The following is an 18,928-nucleotide window of genomic DNA, read 5'->3' on the forward strand; positions in this document are numbered from 1 at the left end:
AAACTATCGACCCCGGTTTCACCCCGATAACTAAAGGGCGAAATCGTTAGTGCTATCAATTTGCACCCAGTGCCATCTTCATCAATATTTCAAAAAATTTCGGCCGGCACGATGAGCGGGCTGGAACTATGTCCAAATGCGTTGCTCATACCACCGGTAACGATTCTCGCCGAGTTTGTACGAGATAACTTACGCAGAGCTGGTAGCCATGTAACCAAGTTGTCACAGCAACTTGCCTGAGTGACTAACGAGTCTCAAAACAATCGATGGACAGGAGATACGCACCATTAATATCCCCTACAAAGGCCAAGGCCGCGCCCCTATAAACGTGCTCGCCTGAGCACCTAACTGCTTGATTTACCGGCTCCCTACCGGACGTCGAGCAGGCTACACGACTGCACTAGAGTCTTCCCGCACGGAAGATCGGCTGCATAACAGGGCAAGTCATAACAACAAGGCCTAGTTGCGCACATCTTGAGTGCACTTATTAGACACTCGGAACTTTGTATGCCTGCACACGGCATTGTGGCGCCTGTAAGCCGCACTTCCGAGTGCACTAGTGACCGCTGAACACCATTAACTCCGGCCTTCTAAGGCCTGATATATACAGAGGTAATTGCGATGCGCATCAGCATATTTGGTTTGGGTTACGTTGGCGCAGTATGTGCCGGTTGCCTGTCTGCACGGGGCCATGACGTAGTTGGCGTCGATGTTGCCAAAGACAAGATCGACATGATTAACGCCGGCAAATCGCCGATTGTAGAACCAGGCCTGGGCGAACTGCTGCAGCAGGGTATCCAGACCGGTCGTCTGCGCGGCACGACCAACTTCGCCGAGGCGATTCGTGATACCGACCTGTCGATGATCTGCGTCGGCACGCCGAGCAAGAAGAACGGCGACCTGGAACTGAACTACATCGAGGCCGTGTGCCGCGAGATCGGTTTTGTCCTGCGTGAAAAAACCACCCGCCACACCATCGTGGTGCGCAGCACCGTGTTGCCAGGCACCGTGGCCAACGTGGTCATCCCGATTCTGGAAGACTGCTCGGGCAAGAAGGCCGGCGTCGATTTCGGCGTTGCGGTCAACCCGGAATTCCTCCGCGAATCCACCGCCATCGCTGACTACGATCAGCCACCGATGACCGTTATCGGCGAGTTCGATACCGCGTCGGGCGACGTTCTGCAATCGCTGTACGAAGAACTCGACGCACCGATCATCCGCAAGGACATCGCCGTTGCCGAGATGATCAAGTACACCTGCAACGTCTGGCACGCGACCAAAGTGACCTTCGCCAACGAGATCGGCAACATCGCCAAAGCGGTCGGCGTCGATGGTCGTGAAGTGATGGAAGTGGTTTGCCAGGACAAGACTCTGAACCTGTCCCAGTACTACATGCGCCCGGGCTTCGCCTTCGGCGGTTCCTGCCTGCCGAAAGACGTACGTGCGCTGACCTACCGCGCCGGTTCCCTGGACGTCGAAGCACCGCTGCTCAACTCGCTGATGCGCAGTAACGAATCGCAAGTGCAGAACGCTTTCGACATCGTTGAAAGCCATGAAAAACGCAAAGTCGCCCTGCTCGGTCTGAGCTTCAAGGCCGGCACCGACGACCTGCGCGAAAGCCCGCTGGTCGAACTGGCGGAGATGCTGATCGGCAAGGGTTACGACCTGAGCATCTACGACAGCAACGTCGAATACGCCCGTGTCCACGGTGCGAACAAGGACTACATCGAATCGAAGATTCCGCACGTATCGTCCCTGCTCAACTCGGACTTCGACTCGGTGATCGACAACTCCGACGTGATCATCCTCGGCAACCGCGACGAGAAATTCCGTTCGCTGGCCCAGGAAGCGCCGCAGGGCAAGCAAGTCATCGACCTGGTGGGCTTCATGTCCAAGGCCACCAGCGCCGGTAGCCGCACCGAAGGGATCTGCTGGTAAGCAGACATTGCGCGGCACCGCATACCGCGTCGCCGCGCACTGACTGTGTGAACCCGTGGTAGGAGCTGACGAGTGAAACGAGGCTGCGATCTTTACCGGCTCACTTGAGTCGTGAGTGAACACCCAGAAGATCAAAAGATCGCAGCCTTCGGCAGCTCCTACAGTGGGCCATTGATGAGCCTGCCTTAACCCCATCGGGCCCAGCCCGAGATAGAGACGGATGCAGATTATGCACAGGCTAAGACACGGCCTACTTCAGGCCGCCGGTTGGCTGTTTTACCTAAGTTTGTTGATGGGCCTGGCCTTGATGCTGCCCACGTCCACATTCGACTCCGAGTCGAAGGACTTCATTTTCCTGATTGGCGCCGTGGGTATCTGGCGCTACTCGATGGGTGCAACGCACTTTGTGCGCGGCATGATTTTTCTCTACATCGTTTACCCGCATCTGCGTCGCAAAGTACGCAAGCTGGGTAAAGCGGCGGACCCGTCGCATGTGTTTCTGATGGTCACCAGCTTTCGTATTGACGCGCTGACCACCGCGCAGGTCTACAGCTCGGTGATCCGCGAAGCCATCGACTGCGAACTACCGACCACCATTGTCTGCTCGATCGTGGAAATGTCCGACGAGTTGCTGGTCAAGGCGCTGTGGGCGCGGATGAATCCGCCGGAGCGGGTCAAGCTCGACTTCGTGCGCATTCCCGGTACCGGCAAGCGCGATGGTCTGGCCTTCGGTTTCCGCGCGATCTCCCGTCACCTGCCGGACGACCGTGCCGTGGTGGCCGTGATCGACGGCGACACCGTGCTCGGCGAAGGCGTCGTGCGCAAGACCGTGCCGTGGTTCCAGTTGTTCGGCAATGTCGGCGGCCTGACCACCAACGAGTTCTGCGAAGTGCGCGGCGGCTACATCATGAGCGAATGGCACAAGCTGCGTTTCGCCCAGCGCCACATCAACATGTGCTCGATGGCCCTGTCCAAGCGCGTACTGACCATGACCGGTCGGATGTCGGTTTTCAAAGCCTCCGTGGTGACCAATCCGGAGTTCATCGCCGACGTTGAAAGCGACTCGCTGCAACACTGGCGTCTGGGCCGCTTCAAGTTCCTGACAGGCGACGACAAGTCGAGCTGGTTCAGCCTGATGCGCCTGGGTTACGACACCTTCTACGTGCCGGATGCCGCGATCAACACCGTTGAACATCCGCCGGAAAAGAGCTTCATCAAGGCCAGCCGCAAGCTGATGTTCCGCTGGTACGGCAACAACCTGCGCCAGAACTCGCGCGCACTGGGCCTGGGTATCCGCCGCCTCGGCGCGTTCACCTCGGTGGTGCTGTTCGACCAGCGCGTGTCGATGTGGACTTCGCTGCTCGGCCTGACCGTGGCACTGATTGCCAGCTTCAAGTACGGCACCGCGTTCATCCTCGTGTACCTGCTGTGGATCGGTATCACCCGCCTGATCCTGACGCTGTTGCTGTCGTGTTCCGGTCACCGCATCGGCCCTGCTTACCCGGCGATTCTGTATTACAACCAGATCGTTGGCGCCCTGGTGAAGATCTACGTGTTCTTCCGCCTCGACCAACAATCCTGGACTCGCCAGCCCACATCCCTGACCCGTGATCTCGCCAGCTTTCAACGTTGGTTCAACACCTGGTCGTCTCGGACCATGACCTTCTCCGCCGGCAGCATTTTTGTCGCCGTGCTGCTGATGATGGTCTGACCCGCTCCTATTGAATTAACAAGGAAATCGCCCCTATGAATACCGCCGTCAACGTCAACGTAGTGCATGAATCCGAAGCCCAGCGCCAGCACGCTCGCGTGAAAATCCCGGCCAAGCTGCGTTTCTTCGGCCCTGACCGGACTCCGCTCGAAGCGCGGGTCCTCGATCTGTCGGCTGGCGGTCTGGCGTTCAACGCCGGGCAGATGCCGCTGACCATCGGCGAGGTGTACAAGGCGCGTCTGCAATTTGTCATCGACAACCTCGGCCTGGCCATGGACGTTGAACTGCAAGTGCGTTCCTTCGATCGCGCCACCGGCCGCGCCGGCTGCCAGTTCCAGAACCTCGAGCCGCAGGACATTTCCACCCTGCGCCACCTGATCACTTCGCACCTGGCCGGCGACATCGTCAGCATCGGCGAAGTGCTGGCGACCCTGCAGCGCGACAACTTCACAAAGGCGCGCAAGAACAAGACCAACGACACCGGCATGACCCCGTTTGGCCGTCTGAAAGCCGTGACCTTCAGCGCCGGTATTTTCGCTGTTGGTCTGGTCGCCGCCGGTTTCATCTTCAAGTCGGTGTACGGCATGTACTTCGTCAGCCACGCCCAGGCCGGTCTGGTCAGCGTGCCGGGGATGAACATCACTATGCCGCGCGACGGCACCGTACAGAGCCTGGTCAAGTCCGACGGCGTTGCCGCCAAAGGCGCACCGCTGGCGACCTTCAGCACCAGCATGCTCGACGTGCTCAAGGGCCATCTGGCCGAAGACCAACTGGCCCCGGCCAAGGTTGAAGAACTGTTCGGCAAGCAAATGACCGGCACCCTGACCTCGCCGTGCGATTGCACCGTGGCCCAGCAACTGGTGGCTGACGGTCAGTACGCGAGCAAGGGCGACGTGATCTTCCAACTGGTGCCGCGCAACACCCAGGCCAACGTTGAAGCACGCTTCTCCTATCGCCAGTTCGGCGACGTGCGTCCGGGCACTCCGGTGAGTTTCCAGATCGCCGGCGAAGACAAGACCCGCACCGGCAAGATCGTCAGCAGCACCAGCCTGAAGAGCGCCGACCTGTCCTCCGACATTCGCGTACAGATCCAGCCTGACGAGCCGCTCGACAGCAGCCTCGCCGGCCGCCCGGTGGAAGTGAACAGCGACCGTGGCCCGAACCTGAACTGGCTGATCGACAAAGCCATGGCTGCCGGTCTTTAAGTCGAGGACATGCCTGTGACTACGCATAACTTGAACACACCGCCGACCCTGTGGGAGCGAGCCTGCTCGCGAAAGGGCCAGCGCGGTTTGTCTGAAGTACCGAGTCGACTGCTTCGCGAGCAGGCTCGCTCCCACATGGGATTGATGGTGTGCTCGCTGGCACTAGCAGTTTCTATGGCCGGTTGCGCCGGGCTGCCCGACCAGCGTCTGGCGAACGAAGCGCTCAAGCGTGGCGACACCGCCACCGCTGCGCAGAATTACCAGCAACTGGCCGATCTGGGTTACAGCGAGGCGCAAGTCGGCCTGGCTGATATCCAGGTCGACAGCCGCGACCCGGCGCAGATGAAACAGGCCGAGGCGACTTACCGTGCAGCGGCCAGCGTATCGCCGCGTGCCCAGGCACGTCTCGGTCGTCTGCTGGTGGCCAAGCCGGGCTCCACCGAAGCCGAGCACCACGAAGCCGAAACCCTGCTGAAAAAAGCCGCCGCCAATGGCGAAGGCAACACGTTGATCCCGCTGGCGATGCTGTATCTGCAATACCCGCACAGCTTCCCCAACATCAACGCGCAGCAGCAGATCGATCAGTGGCGCAAGTCGGGCTACCCGGAAGCGGGTCTGGCGCAGGTGCTGCTGTATCGCACCCAGGGCACTTACGACCAGCATCTGGATGACGTGGAAAAAATCTGCAAGGCCGCGCTCAACACCACCGACATCTGCTACGTCGAACTGGCCACCGTCTACCAGAAACGTGGCCAGCCGGAGCAACAGGCCGAGCTGATCAAGCAGATGCAGGCCGGTTACAGCCGTGGCACCGTCACCGCGCAGCGTGTCGACTCCGTAGCCCGCGTGCTGGCCGATTCGACCCTGGGCAAGACTGACGAAAAAACCGCGCAGGCGCTGCTCGAGCCGATCGCTCCGGGCTACCCGGCGTCGTGGGTCACCCTCGCGCAATTGCTTTACGACTTCCCCGAACTGGGCGACGTCGACCAGATGATGAAGTACCTGGACAACGGCCGCGCCGCCGACCAGCCGCGCGCCGAACTGCTGCTGGGCAAGGTCTACTACGAAGGCAAAATGGTCCCGGCTGACGCGAAAGTCGCCGAGGAACATTTCCAGAAAGCCGTCGGCCGCGAAGTCGCTGCCGATTACTACCTCGGCCAGATCTACCGTCGTGGCTACCTGGGCAAGGTCTATCCGCAGAAGGCCCTCGACCACCTGCTGACCGCTGCGCGCAACGGCCAGAACAGTGCCGACTTCGCCATCGCCCAGTTGTTCTCGCAAGGCAAGGGCACCAAGCCCGACCCGCTGAACGCCTACGTGTTCAGCCAGTTGGCCAAGGCCCAGAACACCCCGCAAGCCGATGAACTGGCAGCGACCCTCGAGGCGCAACTGCCGCCCGAGCGCCTGCCCGAAGCCCGCCGCCTGTTGCAACAGGAACAGGCCAGCCGCGGCGCCCTGAACTCGAACACGCTGCAACTGCACGCCCTGCAAGAAGAAGACGGCGAGGAAAAACTATGAAGCTGAACCCATTCGTGAAGGCCGGTATTGGCCTCACCTTCGCGCTGCTCTGGTCTTGCCCGACACTGGCTGCGATGACTGAAAGCAAGAACTTCGGTCTGGAAGTGAAACTCACCGGCCAGTCCGAAGACGACCGTGACCTGGGCACTGCCGGCGGCGGCGACGTCAACGGCGTGGGCCTCGACTTGCGTCCATGGATCTACGGCGAAAGCGGCGCGTGGAGCGCTTATGCGATGGGTCAGGCCGTGACCTCGACCGACATCATCGAGACCGACACCCTGCAGCAGTCCGACGGCGCACAGACCACCGACAGCGGCGATCGCGAAACCAAGAAAAACTACTTGGCGATGCGCGAGTTCTGGGTCGGTTACAGCGGCTTCACGCCCTACCCTGGCGAGATTCTCAAGTTCGGTCGTCAGCGTCTGCGCAATGACGACGGCCAATGGCGCGACACCAACATCGAAGCGCTGAACTGGACCTTCGATACCACACTGCTGCGCGCCAATGCCGGTGTCGCCGAGCGTTTCAGCGAATACCGCACCGACTTGAAAGAGCTGGCACCGAAAGACAAGGATCGCCTGCACGCCTACGCCGACGCTGCTTACCAGTGGACGCCGGGGCAGTGGGTCGGCATTCGCGGTCACCACACCCACGACGACGGCAAACTCGATTACGCCGAGCCGGGCGTCCCGCGCGACTCGCTGGACAAGACCGAGAACGGCGACATCAGCTGGATCGGCCTGACCGCCGACAGCGACGCCTACAACTGGCGCAACACCAACACCGTCAACTACTGGGGCAGCATCACCGGCATGAGCGGCGACCGCGACACGGTCAACGCGCTGAACGCCGACGGCACACGCCCGACACAAGCCAAGCGCAGCGATGACATCAGCGGCTGGGCAGCCGATGTCGGCGTACGTCTGCGCCTCGATCCGCAGTGGCAAGTCGGCGGTGCCTACGCCCGCGCCAGTGCCGATTACGAGCAGAACGGTCTGGAGAGCAACCGCTCCAACTACACCGGTACCCGCTCGCGCGTGCACCGTTTCGGCGAAGCGTTCCGTGGCGAAATGAACAACATGCAGACCGCCACCCTGTTCGGTTCGTGGATGGTCAACGATGAGTACGACGCCAGCCTGATCTACCACAAGTTCTGGCGTGTCGACGGCAACAAGCCGGTCGGCAGCAACGGCATCAATGCGGTGGAAAACAACACAGACGACGTCACCGGCGCGATCCTCTCCAGCACATCCCTGCCGCTTGAAGATGGCAACAAGGACCTGGGTCAGGAAATGGACCTGGTCGTCACCAAGTACTTCAAGCAAGGCCTGTTGCCGGCGGCGTTGAGCCAGTCGATCGACGAGCCTTCGGCACTGGTGCGTTTCCGTGGCGGTGTGTTCAAACCGGGCGATGCCTACGGCAGCCAGGTTGATTCCTACATGCACCGCGCATTCATTGACGTGATCTGGCGCTTCTGATGCAAACCGCCAAGGGAGTGCCCGACATGATCAGCACCAGAACAGGCTCACTCAGCCTGCTGGCCGGCGCGATGCTGCTGGCCAGCGCCAGCGCCTTCGCCAATGTTGAACCGGCGAAACCTGCGACCGTGGCCAAAGAACTGCAACAGGCCAAGACCTACACCGTCAGCAGCGCGCCGACCGACGCACTGAAACTGGCCAAGCCGACACTGCCCGACCTCTCCGGCTTCACCGCCGAAGCCGCTGCCGCGAAGATCGTGCGCAGCAAACCGGGCAAGATCAGCGTGCGCCGGATGATGCAGGAAAACGCCCTGAAGGACTTCATCGGCGGCGATAACAAGATGGCCGAATGGGTGGTGCGTCAGCACGGCATCCCGCAGGCGATCTTCATCGACGACGGCTACATGAACCTCAAGGACCTGGCGAAAAAACTGCCCAAGCAGTATTTCAGCGAGACGTCCCCGGGCGTGTATCTGGCCAAATTGCCGATCGTGGTCGGCGAGAAAGGCATCCTCGAAATCGACGGTCAGACCCAGGAACTGCGCCTGTCCCAAGAGGCCGGCTCATTCCTGGTCAACGACGGCAAGCTGTTCGTGCGCGACACCAAAGTCACCGGCTGGCGCGAAAAGGAAAACGGCCCGGCAACCTTCCGTTCGCCGAAGGAATTCCGTCCGTTCCTGCTCGCCTGGGGCGGCACCGAGACCTACATCGTCAACAGCAAGATGGCCAGCTTCGGTTACGCCAACAGTAAGTCGTACGGGGTGAGTATTTCCCAGTACACGCCGAACATGGCCAAAGTCCTCAAGCGCCCGGAACCGACCGGCTGGATCGTCGGCTCCGAGTTCTCGGACATGTGGTACGGCTTCTACTGCTACGAAACCAGCGACTTTGTGGTCAAGGGCAACACCTACAAAGACAACATCGTCTACGGCATCGACCCGCATGACCGCTCGCACCGTCTGATCATTGCCGAGAACACCGTTCACGGCACGAAGAAGAAGCACGGGATCATTATTTCCCGTGAGGTCAACGACAGCTTCATCTTCAACAACAAGAGTTTCGACAACAAGTTGTCGGGCCTGGTGATCGACCGTAACAGCGTCAACAACATCATTGCCTACAACGAGATCTACAAGAACCACACCGACGGCATCACGCTCTACGAGTCCGCCGACAACCTGCTGTGGGGCAACAAGGTCATCAGCAATACCCGTCACGGCATTCGTATTCGTAACAGCGTGAACATCCGCCTCTACGAAAACGTTGCCATGACCAACGGCCTGACCGGTATCTACGGCCACATCAAGGACCTGACCGACACCGACCGTGACATCAAGCTCGACCCGTTCGACGCGCAGGTCTCGCTGATCGTCGTCGGCGGCGAGCTGGCGGCCAATGGCAGCGGCCCGCTGTCGATCGATTCGCCGCTGAGTGTCGAGCTGTATCGCGTGTCGATGCTGGCGCCGACCAAGTCCAGCGGCATCAGCTTCAACGGCATCCTCGGCGAGCGCCAGGATGAAATTCTCGACCTGCTGGTGCGCCAGCAGAAAGCCGTGCTGATCGACCCTGTCGAACGCCAGACCGAAATGCAGGACTGAGGATAATTTTTATGCACCCACACATGATCAAACTGCTCAGCCTCTCGGCCCTGACCCTCGGCATTCTCGCTGCCGGCAACGCCCGCGCCGACGCTGACGGCGCAAGCGTCACGCCACCGAAGTTCACCGCCGAGCCGTGCTGCAACCTGTGCCCGGCTGCCCATGACGCGAAGAACTACACCACGCGTTATCAGCAGAACTTCACCACCCTGGTACAGGCCCAGGGCGACTGGCTGTTCCGGACCCAGGAAGACCTGCGCACCGAGTTCAACACTACGCCGGCCGGCTACAAGCGCCTGCAACAACTGCACGATGCGTTCAAGAGCAAAGGCGTCGAACTGGTGATCGTTTACCAGCCGACCCGTGGCCTGGTGAATCGCAACAAGCTAAACCCGCAGGAAAAAGCCGCGTTCGATTACGAGAAAGCGCTGGGCAACTACAAGACCATGCTCGGCCGTTTCGCCAAGATGGGCTACGTGGTGCCGGACCTGTCGCCACTGACCAACGAATCGCTGCCGGACACCCTGCCCGCCCACGATTTCTACTTCCGTGGCGACCAGCACTGGACGCCCTATGGCGCCCAGCGCACGGCAAAAATCGTCGCCGAAAAGGTCAAGCAGATCCCGGCCTTCGCCGACATTCCCAAGCGTGAATTCGAGACCAAGCGCTCCGGACGCATGGGCAAGACCGGCACCCTGCACAACATGGCCGGGCAGCTGTGCGGCACCAGCTACGCGATCCAGTACATGGACCAGTTCACCACCGAGCCGAAAGGCGAGGCAGGCGACGGCGATCTGTTCGGCGATTCCGGCAATCCGCAGATCACCCTGGTCGGTACATCGCACAGCGGCAAGAACTACAACTTCGCCGGTTTCCTTGAAGAAGCCATCGGCGCTGACATCCTCAACGTGGCCTTCCCCGGCGGCGGTTTCGAAGGTTCGATGCTGCAATACCTGGGCAGCGAGGAATTCCAGAAGACCCCGCCGAAGATTCTCATCTGGGAATTCTCGCCGCTGTATCGCCTCGACCAGGAAACCATCTATCGCCAAATGATGGCGCTGCTCGATAACGGTTGCGAAGGCAAAGACGCACAGATGTCCGCCAGTGCCACGCTGAAGCCGGGCAGCAAGCAAGAACTGCTGGTCAACAGCAAGAACCTGAACCTGCAAAACGCCAACCATCAGGTCGACATCCGCTTCGCCGACACGTCGGTGAAAACCCTGCAAGCCACCCTCTGGTACATGAACGGTCGCCACGAGGACATCAAGATCGAGAAACCGGAAACCTCCGACACCGACGGTCGTTTCGCCTTTGAGCTGCGCACGGACGAAGACTGGGCCTCGCAAAATCTGCTGGCAGTCGAAGTCCAGGGTCCTGAAGCCGGACCTGACGCCGCGCCACAAAAAGTCGAAGCGAAAATCTGCAAACGCAACGTATTCCCGGGCGTCGGTCAACAGACCGCGCAGCTCGGGCAATGAGGTCTGCTATGCGAAATCCGAAACTGAAAAACCTGTTGGCACCGACCCTCCTGAGCCTGGCGATGTTCGCCGGGGCAACTCAGGCTGCCGCGCCATTGCGTCCACCGCAGGGCTACTTCGCCCCGGTGGATAAATTCAAGACCGGCGACAAGAGCGAAGGCTGCGACGCGATGCCGGCGCCGTACACCGGTCCGCTGCAATTTCGCAGCAAGTACGAAGGTTCGGACAAGGCCCGCGCGACGCTGAACGTGCAGTCCGAAAAAGCCTTTCGCGACACCACCAAAGACATCACTACGCTGGAGCGCGGCACCGCCAAGCGCGTCATGCAGTTCATGCGCGACGGTCGCCCGGAGCAGCTCGAATGCACGCTCAACTGGCTGACCGCGTGGGCCAAGGCTGACGCGTTGATGTCCAAAGACTTCAACCACACCGGCAAGTCGATGCGCAAATGGGCGCTGGGCAGCATGGCGTCGTCGTACATTCGCCTGAAGTTCTCCGACTCGCACCCGCTGGCCCAGCACCAGCAGGAAGCGCAGTTGATCGAAGCCTGGTTCAGCAAAATGGCTGATCAGGTGGTCAGCGACTGGGACAACCTGCCGCTGGAGAAAACCAACAACCACTCGTACTGGGCCGCCTGGTCGGTGATGGCCACCGCCGTCGCCACCAACCGCCGCGACCTGTTCGACTGGGCCGTCAAGGAATACAAGGTCGGCGTCAATCAAGTCGATGCCGATGGCTTCCTGCCCAACGAACTCAAGCGCCAGCAACGCGCCCTCGCCTATCACAACTACGCCCTGCCGCCGCTGGCGATGATCGCCAGTTTCGCCCAGGTCAACGGTGTCGATCTGCGTCAGGAAAACAACGGCGCGCTCAAGCGTCTCGGTGATCGGGTGTTGGCCGGCGTCAAGGACCCTGATGAGTTCGAAGAAAAGAACGGCAAAAAGCAGGACATGACTGACCTGAAAGAGGACATGAAATTCGCCTGGCTCGAACCGTTCTGCACGCTCTACACCTGTGCGCCGGATGTGATCGAGAAGAAACGCGACATGCAACCGTTCAAGACTTTCCGTCTTGGCGGCGACCTGACCAAGGTCTACGACCCGTCGCATGAAAAGGGCAACAAGGGTTCGTAAGGCCAGACGCAAAACCTGTGGGAGCGAGCCTGCTCGCGAATGCGGTCTGACATTCAGAATGTGATGTCGACTGACACGACGCTTTCGCGAGCAGGCTCGCTCCCACGGGTGCCGGTGTCAGGTTTGAGATTTTTGAGTTGACCCTCCGGTTTTACGTGGGGGGTTTGGGGGGGCTTTGGCCCTTGACTGTTGGTTCAAACATGGAGAGATCGGGATGGTATTTTCATCCAACGTGTTCCTGTTTCTGTTCTTGCCGATCTTTCTCGGCTTGTACTACCTGAGCGGGCAACGCTATCGCAACCTGCTGCTGCTGATCGCCAGCTACGTGTTCTACGCCTGGTGGCGGGTGGACTTCCTCGCGCTGTTCGCAGCGGTCACGCTGTGGAACTACTGGATCGGCCTCAAGGTCGGTGCTGCCGGCGTGCGAACCAAACCGGCGCAGCGCTGGCTGCTGCTCGGCGTGGCCGTCGACCTGTGCATCCTCGGCTACTTCAAGTACGCCAACTTCGGTGTCGACAGCATCAACGAGATCATGACTTCGTTCGGTCTCGAGCCGTTCATCCTCACCCACGTGCTGCTGCCGATCGGTATTTCGTTCTACATCTTCGAATCGATCAGCTACATCATCGACGTGTACCGTGGCGACACGCCGGCGACGCGCAACCTGATCGACTTCGCAGCATTCGTGGCGATCTTCCCGCACCTGATTGCCGGCCCGGTCCTGCGCTTCCGCGACCTCGCCGACCAGTTCAACAATCGCACGCACACCCTCGACAAGTTCTCCGAGGGCTGCACACGGTTCATGCAGGGTTTCATCAAGAAGGTCTTCATCGCCGACACCCTCGCCGTGGTCGCCGACCATTGCTTCGCCCTGCAGAACCCGACCACGGGTGACGCCTGGCTCGGCGCACTGGCGTACACCGCACAGCTGTATTTCGACTTCTCCGGTTACAGCGACATGGCCATCGGCCTGGGCTTGATGATGGGTTTCCGCTTCATGGAAAACTTCAAGCAGCCGTATATCAGCCAGTCGATCACCGAGTTCTGGCGCCGCTGGCACATCAGCCTCTCCACCTGGCTGCGTGACTACCTGTACATCACCCTCGGCGGTAATCGTAAAGGCACGCTGATGACCTATCGCAACCTGTTCCTGACCATGCTGCTCGGTGGTCTGTGGCACGGCGCGAACATCACTTACATCATCTGGGGCGCCTGGCACGGCATGTGGCTGGCGATCGAAAAAATGCTCGGCCTGAACACATCGCCACGCAGCCTCAACCCGATCCGTTGGGCACTGACCTTCCTGCTGGTAGTGATGGGCTGGGTGATCTTCCGTGCCGAGAACCTGCACGTTGCCGGGCGCATGTACGGCGCGATGTTCAGCTTCGGCGACTGGTCGCTGTCGGAACTCAATCAGGCCAGCCTCACCGGTCTGCAAGTGGCGACTCTGGTGGTGGCTTACGTGACCCTGGCGTTCTTCGGCCTGCGTGATCTGTACACCAATCAGCCGCCAGCCAAGACCAAACCGGAAGTCAACGTCGAGGCCGATGGCCCTGCCACGGCGACGCCGGGAATGATCAAGGCAGCGCCTGGGGAAAATCCGGCGAGCATCCACGAACCTGGCTACACCGTCGGCGTCGAAGCCCAGGTGCAACCGGCCTACTGGACCGCTGACTGGTCGCGCTACGTGATGCGCGGGCTGATCCTGCTGCTGTTCATCGCCTCGATTCTCAAACTCTCGGCGCAAAGCTTCTCGCCGTTCCTTTACTTCCAGTTCTGAGGGATCTGACATGACCCGCTCATTACGCATCTTCTACATCGCCCTGTTCCTGGTGACGCTGTTGGTCCTCGGTCTGTGGTCGATTCGCAGCTTCTTCGGCTTCAGCACCAACGCCGACGCGACGGTGCTCAATGGCCGCTGGACCAAGGCGGTGGAAACCCACTACGACGATGAATTCCCGATCAAGCGTCTGGGCACCAACCTCTGGGCCGCGCTGGATTTCAAATTGTTCAACGAAGGTCGTCCGGGCGTCGTGCTCGGCCGCGACCAGTGGTTGTACAGCGATGAAGAATTCAACCCGATCGTCAACGAACAGCAGAACCTGCAAGGCAACTACGCGCTGGTCGAAGGCGTGCGCCAGACCCTGAAAGAGAAAGGCGTGAAACTGGTGATGGCGATCGTCCCGGCCAAGGTGCGTCTGTATCCGGAGCATCTGGATGAAGTGAAGCCTTCGAGCATTCACCAGAACCTGTATCAGGATTTCCACGCCCGTGTCGCGGCCGACAAGATCCTCGCCCCTGACCTGCTCGGCCCGCTGCAACAGGCCAAGCAGAACGGTCAGCAAGTGTTCCTGCGCACTGACACCCACTGGACGCCGGAAGGCGCCGAGATCGCCGCCAACACGCTGGCGAAAACCATTGCCGAGAAATTCCCGCTGAGCGGCGAGCCACAGCGCTTCGTCACCACGCCAGCAGAGAAGATCACGCACAAGGGCGATCTGCGTCTGTTCCTGCCGCTCGATCCGCTGTTCGAAAACATGATGCCGGCGCCTGAGCCACTGCTCAAACGCAACACCGTTGCCGCCGAGCAGCCTGCCGGTGACGACGCCCTGTTCGCCAACAGCGAAGTACCGGTCGCGCTGATCGGCACCAGCTACAGCGCCAACCCCAACTGGAACTTCGTCGGTGCGCTCAAACAAGCGCTGCACAGCGACGTCGTCAACTACGCCGAAGACGGCCATGGCCCGATTCTGCCGATGCTCAGCTACCTGAAAAGCGATGACTTCAAGAACAGCCCGCCACAAGTGCTGATCTGGGAGTTTCCTGAACGATATCTGCCTGTGAACAACGAAATCGGCGACGCCGACCCGCAGTGGGTCGCAGAGCTCAAACAAGCCGGCGCCCGCCAACAAAACGTAGCCATCAACACTAAATCCGAGACGCCCGATCGGGCGCAAAACTGAAAGAGAGGTACACCATGACTTTCACTACAACTCCTCGTCGTCTCGCTAAAAGCTTCGCACTGGTTGCTGGCCTCAGCGTACTTTCCGTCCCAGCCTTCGCCGGTGGCGACGCCGCCCTGTACGGCCCGACCGCACCGAAAGGTTCGACCTTCGTGCGTGTCTACAACGCCAGCAACGCTGAAGTCAGCGCGACTGTCGGCAGCACCAACCTGAGCGACATCGCGCCACTGGCCAGCAGCGACTTCAGCTTCATGCCGGGCGGCGACTACAGCGCCAAAGTCGGCAGCCAGACCCTGCCGGTGAAACTCGCCGGTGACCACTACTACACCCTGGTCAACAACGCTTCCGGCGCGCCACAACTGATCGAAGAACCGCCGTTCAAGAACAAGCAGAAATCCCTGGTACGCGTACAGAACCTCAGCGACAAATCGCTGACCCTGAAAACCGCCGACGGCAAGACCGACGTGGTGCCGAACGTCGCTGCCAAGGGCCGTGGCGAACGTGAAATCAACCCGGTGAAAGTCAGCCTGGCGCTGTACGAAGGCGACAAAAAAGTCGGCGACGTAAAACCGGTTGCCCTGGAGCGTGGTGAGGCAGCGGTGCTGTACGTCACCGGCAACGGCAGCAACCTGTCGCCAGTCTGGGTGAAACGCCCGGTGTCGACTCGCTAATCGCTCGAGCTATCAGCTACTAGCTTCAAGCTGCAAGTGAAGTGCTTCTAACTCACCACTTGCAGCTTGCAGCTCTCAACTGCATTTTATGGAGTAAACACTATGATTCCGGTGATCTTGTCAGGTGGTAGCGGTTCGCGTCTGTGGCCTCTTTCGCGCAAGCAATTCCCCAAGCAATTCCTCGCCCTGACCGGCGAACACACACTGTTCCAGCAAACCCTCGAGCGCCTGGTGTTCGAAGGCATGGACACGCCGATCGTGGTCTGCAACAAGGAACACCGTTTCATCGTCAACGAGCAACTGGCCGCGCGCAATCTGGAATGCCAGCGCATCCTGATGGAACCGTTCGGCCGCAACACTTCGCCGGCCGTGGCGCTGACCGCGATGATGCTGGTCAATGAAGGCCGTGACGAACTGATGCTGGTGCTGCCGGCCGACCACGTGCTGGAAGACCAGAAAGCCCTGCAACGTGCGCTGGCCCTGGCCACCGTCGCTGCCGAGAACGGCGAAATGGTCCTGTTCGGTGTGCCGGCGACCAAACCGGAAACCGGTTACGGCTACATCAAATCCACTGCTGATTCGCTGCTGCCGGAAGGCGTCAGCCGCGTCTCGCACTTCGTTGAAAAACCGGATGTGAAGCGCGCCACCGAGTACGTCGAATCCGGCGGTTACTACTGGAACAGCGGCATGTTCCTGTTCCGCGCCAGCCGCTTCCTCGAAGAACTGAAAAAGCACGATCCGGACATCTACGACACCTGCCTGCTGACCCTTGAGCGCAGCCAGCAGGACGCCGACACCATCACCTTCGACGAAGCCACCTTTGCCTGCTGCCCGGACAACTCCATCGACTACTCGGTGATGGAAAAAACCCAGCGCGCCTGCGTGGTGCCGCTGACCGCCGGCTGGAGCGATGTCGGCTGCTGGTCGTCGCTGTGGGAAGTCAACGAGAAAGACGCCAACGGCAACGTCAGCAAAGGCGACGTGGTCATCCAGGACAGCAAGAACTGCATGATCCACGGCAACGGCAAACTGGTCTCGGTGATCGGCCTGGAAAACATCGTCGTGGTCGAAACCAAGGACGCGATGATGATTGCCCACAAGGACAAGGTCCAGGGCGTCAAGCAGATGGTCAACACCCTCAACGCCCAGGGCCGCAGCGAAACCCAGAACCACTGCGAAGTCTATCGTCCGTGGGGCTCGTACGACTCGGTGGACATGGGCGGGCGTTTCCAGGTCAAGCACATCTCGGTCAAGCCGGGCGCGTGCCTGTCACTGCAGATGCACCATCACCGCGCCGAACACTGGATCGTGGTCAGCGGCACCGCCGAAGTGACCTGCGACGAGAACGTGTTCCTGCTCACCGAAAACCAGTCGACCTACATTCCGATTGCCTCGGTGCATCGCCTGCGCAACCCGGGCAAGATCCCGCTGGAAATCATCGAAGTGCAGTCGGGTTCGTACCTGGGTGAAGACGATATCGAGCGTTTCGAAGATATCTACGGCCGTTCCACCCCGATCGAGCGCGGCGTGTCGGTGAAAACCATCGCCCAGTAATCGCTTGCTCAAACAAGAAGCCCTCGTCCAGCCCGTTGCGTCCCCTATCCGCAGCGGGCTGGGCGGGGGCTTTTTTTGTCCTGATTCAGCGTCGCCAGAAATGGCCTCTTCGCGAGCAGGCTCGCTCCCACAGGGGAATGCGTTTCAAGTGTGGGAGCGAGCCTGCTCGCGAAGACGCCGGTCTGACGGCTCAAGTCCCGATGCCCATCGCCAACCTCACCTACGCTTAGGTAGGATGCCTCTCTGTCTCTGCGAGGTTATCCGACATGTTCATCGGCATCCTGCTGGTCATCACCTGGCTGATCCTGCTGCTGCGCTACCCGGCCAAGGCCTTGCCGGTGTCGGTGGCCGCTGCCATCGGCCTCGGCTTCGTAGCGATGTGGGTGGTGTGGCTGGACAATCGCGAGGTCAAACAGCTGGCGCGCCTGGAATTGCGCATCGCTTATGCTCCCGAACAATGCCCGGCCGATCGTCCGCTGCAATTGAAAATGAACAACGGCAACGATGTGCCGCTGACCGAGCTGCGCTGGCGCATCGCTGCCTATGCGCCGGGCGATACGGTCAATCTGGCCGACAATCAATACACCGCCCCACGCTATCGCGGCCCCGGCGAACTGCAGGCCGGCGCGACCTGGGAAGACTGCCTGCCGCTGCCGCCACTGCGCCCCGGTTATCGTCCGCAAACCCTGAAGTTTCGCGCCGAGCACTTGCAGGGTAGTTTCTCTGACTGATCCCCTCCCCCGACTTTTTTGCACAAGGAATGCGCCATGCCCGTTGCGTTGATTACCGGTTGTTCCAGCGGCATCGGCCGCGCCCTCGCCGATGCGTTCAAAGCAGCCGGCTACGAAGTGTGGGCCAGTGCGCGCAAGGCTGAAGACGTCGCTGCGCTCAGCGCTGCCGGTTTCACCGCGATTCAGCTGGACGTCAACGATGGCGCCGCGCTGGAGCAACTCGCCGAGCGCCTGAACCAGCAACACGGCGGCCTCGATGTGTTGATCAACAACGCCGGCTACGGCGCGATGGGGCCGCTGCTCGATGGCGGTGTCGCGGCCATGCAGCGCCAGTTCGAAACCAATGTGTTTTCGATTGTCGGTGTCACCCGCGCGCTGTTCCCGGTACTGCGCCGGGCCAAGGGGCTGGTGGTGAATATCGGCAGTGTTTCCGGCGTGCTGGTCACACCATTTGCCGGCGCCTACTGCGCTTCGAAAGCGGCGGTGCATGCGCTGAGTGATGCGCTGCGCATGGAACTGGCGCCGTTCGGCATACGCGTGATGGAAGTTCAGCCCGGCGCCATCGAATCGAGCTTCGCGAAGAATGCCGGGCACGAAGCGGAACAGTTGATCAATGAGCAATCGCCGTGGTTTCCCCTGCGTGAAGGCATTCGCGCACGGGCCAAGGCATCGCAGGACAAGCCGACACCTGCCAATGAGTTTGCCGCCGAGTTGCTCAAGGCTGTGCAGCAGAGCAAACCGCCACGGCTAGTTCGCATTGGTAATGGCAGCCGGGCGTTGCCGTTGTTGGCGGCGTTGTTGCCCAAGGGTTTGCTGGAATCGACGTTGATGAAGCGGTTCGGCTTGCGTGGGAAGCTTTGATTCACTTCAGTGAAATTGCCAAATCAGCCGATCAACGTAGAATGCGCCGCACTTGAAGCATGCAATGCTCCAAGTGAACCGTATAGCGC

14 protein-coding genes are annotated in these 18,928 nt (G+C 60.4%); all 14 read left to right on the forward strand.

Annotated features, from left to right (window positions below; genetic code table 11):
* Positions 1-621 precede the first annotated feature (621 nt).
* The 14 genes from PspCFBP13508_RS19550 (at position 622) to PspCFBP13508_RS19615 (ending at position 18,839) form a co-directional block, all read left to right on the forward strand.
* The gene (locus PspCFBP13508_RS19550) at positions 622-1,938 is read left to right on the forward strand and encodes a UDP-glucose/GDP-mannose dehydrogenase family protein (RefSeq protein WP_016771595.1); all 1,317 of its coding nucleotides are present in this window, start codon (positions 622-624) and stop codon (positions 1,936-1,938) included.
* Positions 1,939-2,164: 226 nt separating this feature from the next.
* The gene (gene alg8, locus PspCFBP13508_RS19555; protein ID WP_177435472.1) at positions 2,165-3,649 is read left to right on the forward strand and encodes a mannuronan synthase; all 1,485 of its coding nucleotides are present in this window, start codon (positions 2,165-2,167) and stop codon (positions 3,647-3,649) included.
* A gap of 35 nt (positions 3,650-3,684) precedes the next feature.
* Entirely contained in the window at positions 3,685-4,854 is a 1,170-nt protein-coding gene (locus tag PspCFBP13508_RS19560) for an alginate biosynthesis protein Alg44 (RefSeq protein ID WP_024011680.1), read from the forward strand.
* A gap of 9 nt (positions 4,855-4,863) precedes the next feature.
* Entirely contained in the window at positions 4,864-6,372 is a 1,509-nt protein-coding gene (algK, locus tag PspCFBP13508_RS19565; RefSeq protein ID WP_177327021.1) for an alginate biosynthesis TPR repeat lipoprotein AlgK, read from the forward strand.
* Entirely contained in the window at positions 6,369-7,850 is a 1,482-nt protein-coding gene (locus PspCFBP13508_RS19570; protein WP_110600255.1) for an alginate export family protein, read from the forward strand. Before algK ends, PspCFBP13508_RS19570 begins: the two co-directional genes overlap by 4 nt.
* Before the next feature lie 26 nt (positions 7,851-7,876).
* Complete coding sequence (algG, locus tag PspCFBP13508_RS19575) at positions 7,877-9,448, forward strand: mannuronan 5-epimerase AlgG (protein ID WP_137215449.1); 1,572 nt, start codon at positions 7,877-7,879, stop codon at positions 9,446-9,448.
* Positions 9,449-9,459: 11 nt separating this feature from the next.
* Positions 9,460-10,926 (forward strand): alginate O-acetyltransferase, encoded by a 1,467-nt coding sequence (locus PspCFBP13508_RS19580; RefSeq protein WP_122751910.1) that lies wholly within the window; start codon positions 9,460-9,462, stop codon positions 10,924-10,926.
* 8 nt (positions 10,927-10,934) lie between these two features.
* A complete protein-coding gene (locus tag PspCFBP13508_RS19585) occupies positions 10,935-12,059 on the forward strand; it encodes a mannuronate-specific alginate lyase (RefSeq protein WP_137215450.1) in 1,125 nt (374 codons plus the stop codon).
* 214 nt (positions 12,060-12,273) lie between these two features.
* Entirely contained in the window at positions 12,274-13,839 is a 1,566-nt protein-coding gene (locus PspCFBP13508_RS19590; protein WP_024011674.1) for an MBOAT family protein, read from the forward strand.
* Positions 13,840-13,849: 10 nt separating this feature from the next.
* The gene (locus PspCFBP13508_RS19595; protein ID WP_137215451.1) at positions 13,850-15,022 is read left to right on the forward strand and encodes an alginate O-acetyltransferase; all 1,173 of its coding nucleotides are present in this window, start codon (positions 13,850-13,852) and stop codon (positions 15,020-15,022) included.
* A 14-nt stretch (positions 15,023-15,036) separates the two neighbouring features.
* Positions 15,037-15,693 carry an alginate O-acetyltransferase AlgF gene (locus PspCFBP13508_RS19600; RefSeq protein ID WP_137215452.1) on the forward strand — a complete coding sequence of 219 codons (657 nt, stop codon included), beginning with the start codon at positions 15,037-15,039 and terminating at the stop codon, positions 15,691-15,693.
* 102 nt (positions 15,694-15,795) lie between these two features.
* Positions 15,796-17,247: a mannose-1-phosphate guanylyltransferase/mannose-6-phosphate isomerase gene (locus PspCFBP13508_RS19605; protein ID WP_024011673.1), complete on the forward strand. Its 1,452-nt coding sequence runs from the start codon at positions 15,796-15,798 to the stop codon at positions 17,245-17,247.
* 266 nt (positions 17,248-17,513) lie between these two features.
* Positions 17,514-17,978, forward strand: a complete 465-nt coding sequence (locus PspCFBP13508_RS19610; RefSeq protein ID WP_137215453.1) for a multidrug transporter — start codon at positions 17,514-17,516, stop codon at positions 17,976-17,978.
* A 36-nt stretch (positions 17,979-18,014) separates the two neighbouring features.
* Entirely contained in the window at positions 18,015-18,839 is an 825-nt protein-coding gene (locus PspCFBP13508_RS19615) for an SDR family oxidoreductase (protein WP_137215454.1), read from the forward strand.
* Positions 18,840-18,928 lie beyond the last annotated feature (89 nt).

The sequence above is a fragment of the Pseudomonas sp. CFBP13508 genome, assembly GCF_005233515.1.
Taxonomy (GTDB): Bacteria; Pseudomonadota; Gammaproteobacteria; order Pseudomonadales; family Pseudomonadaceae; genus Aquipseudomonas; species Aquipseudomonas mercuritolerans.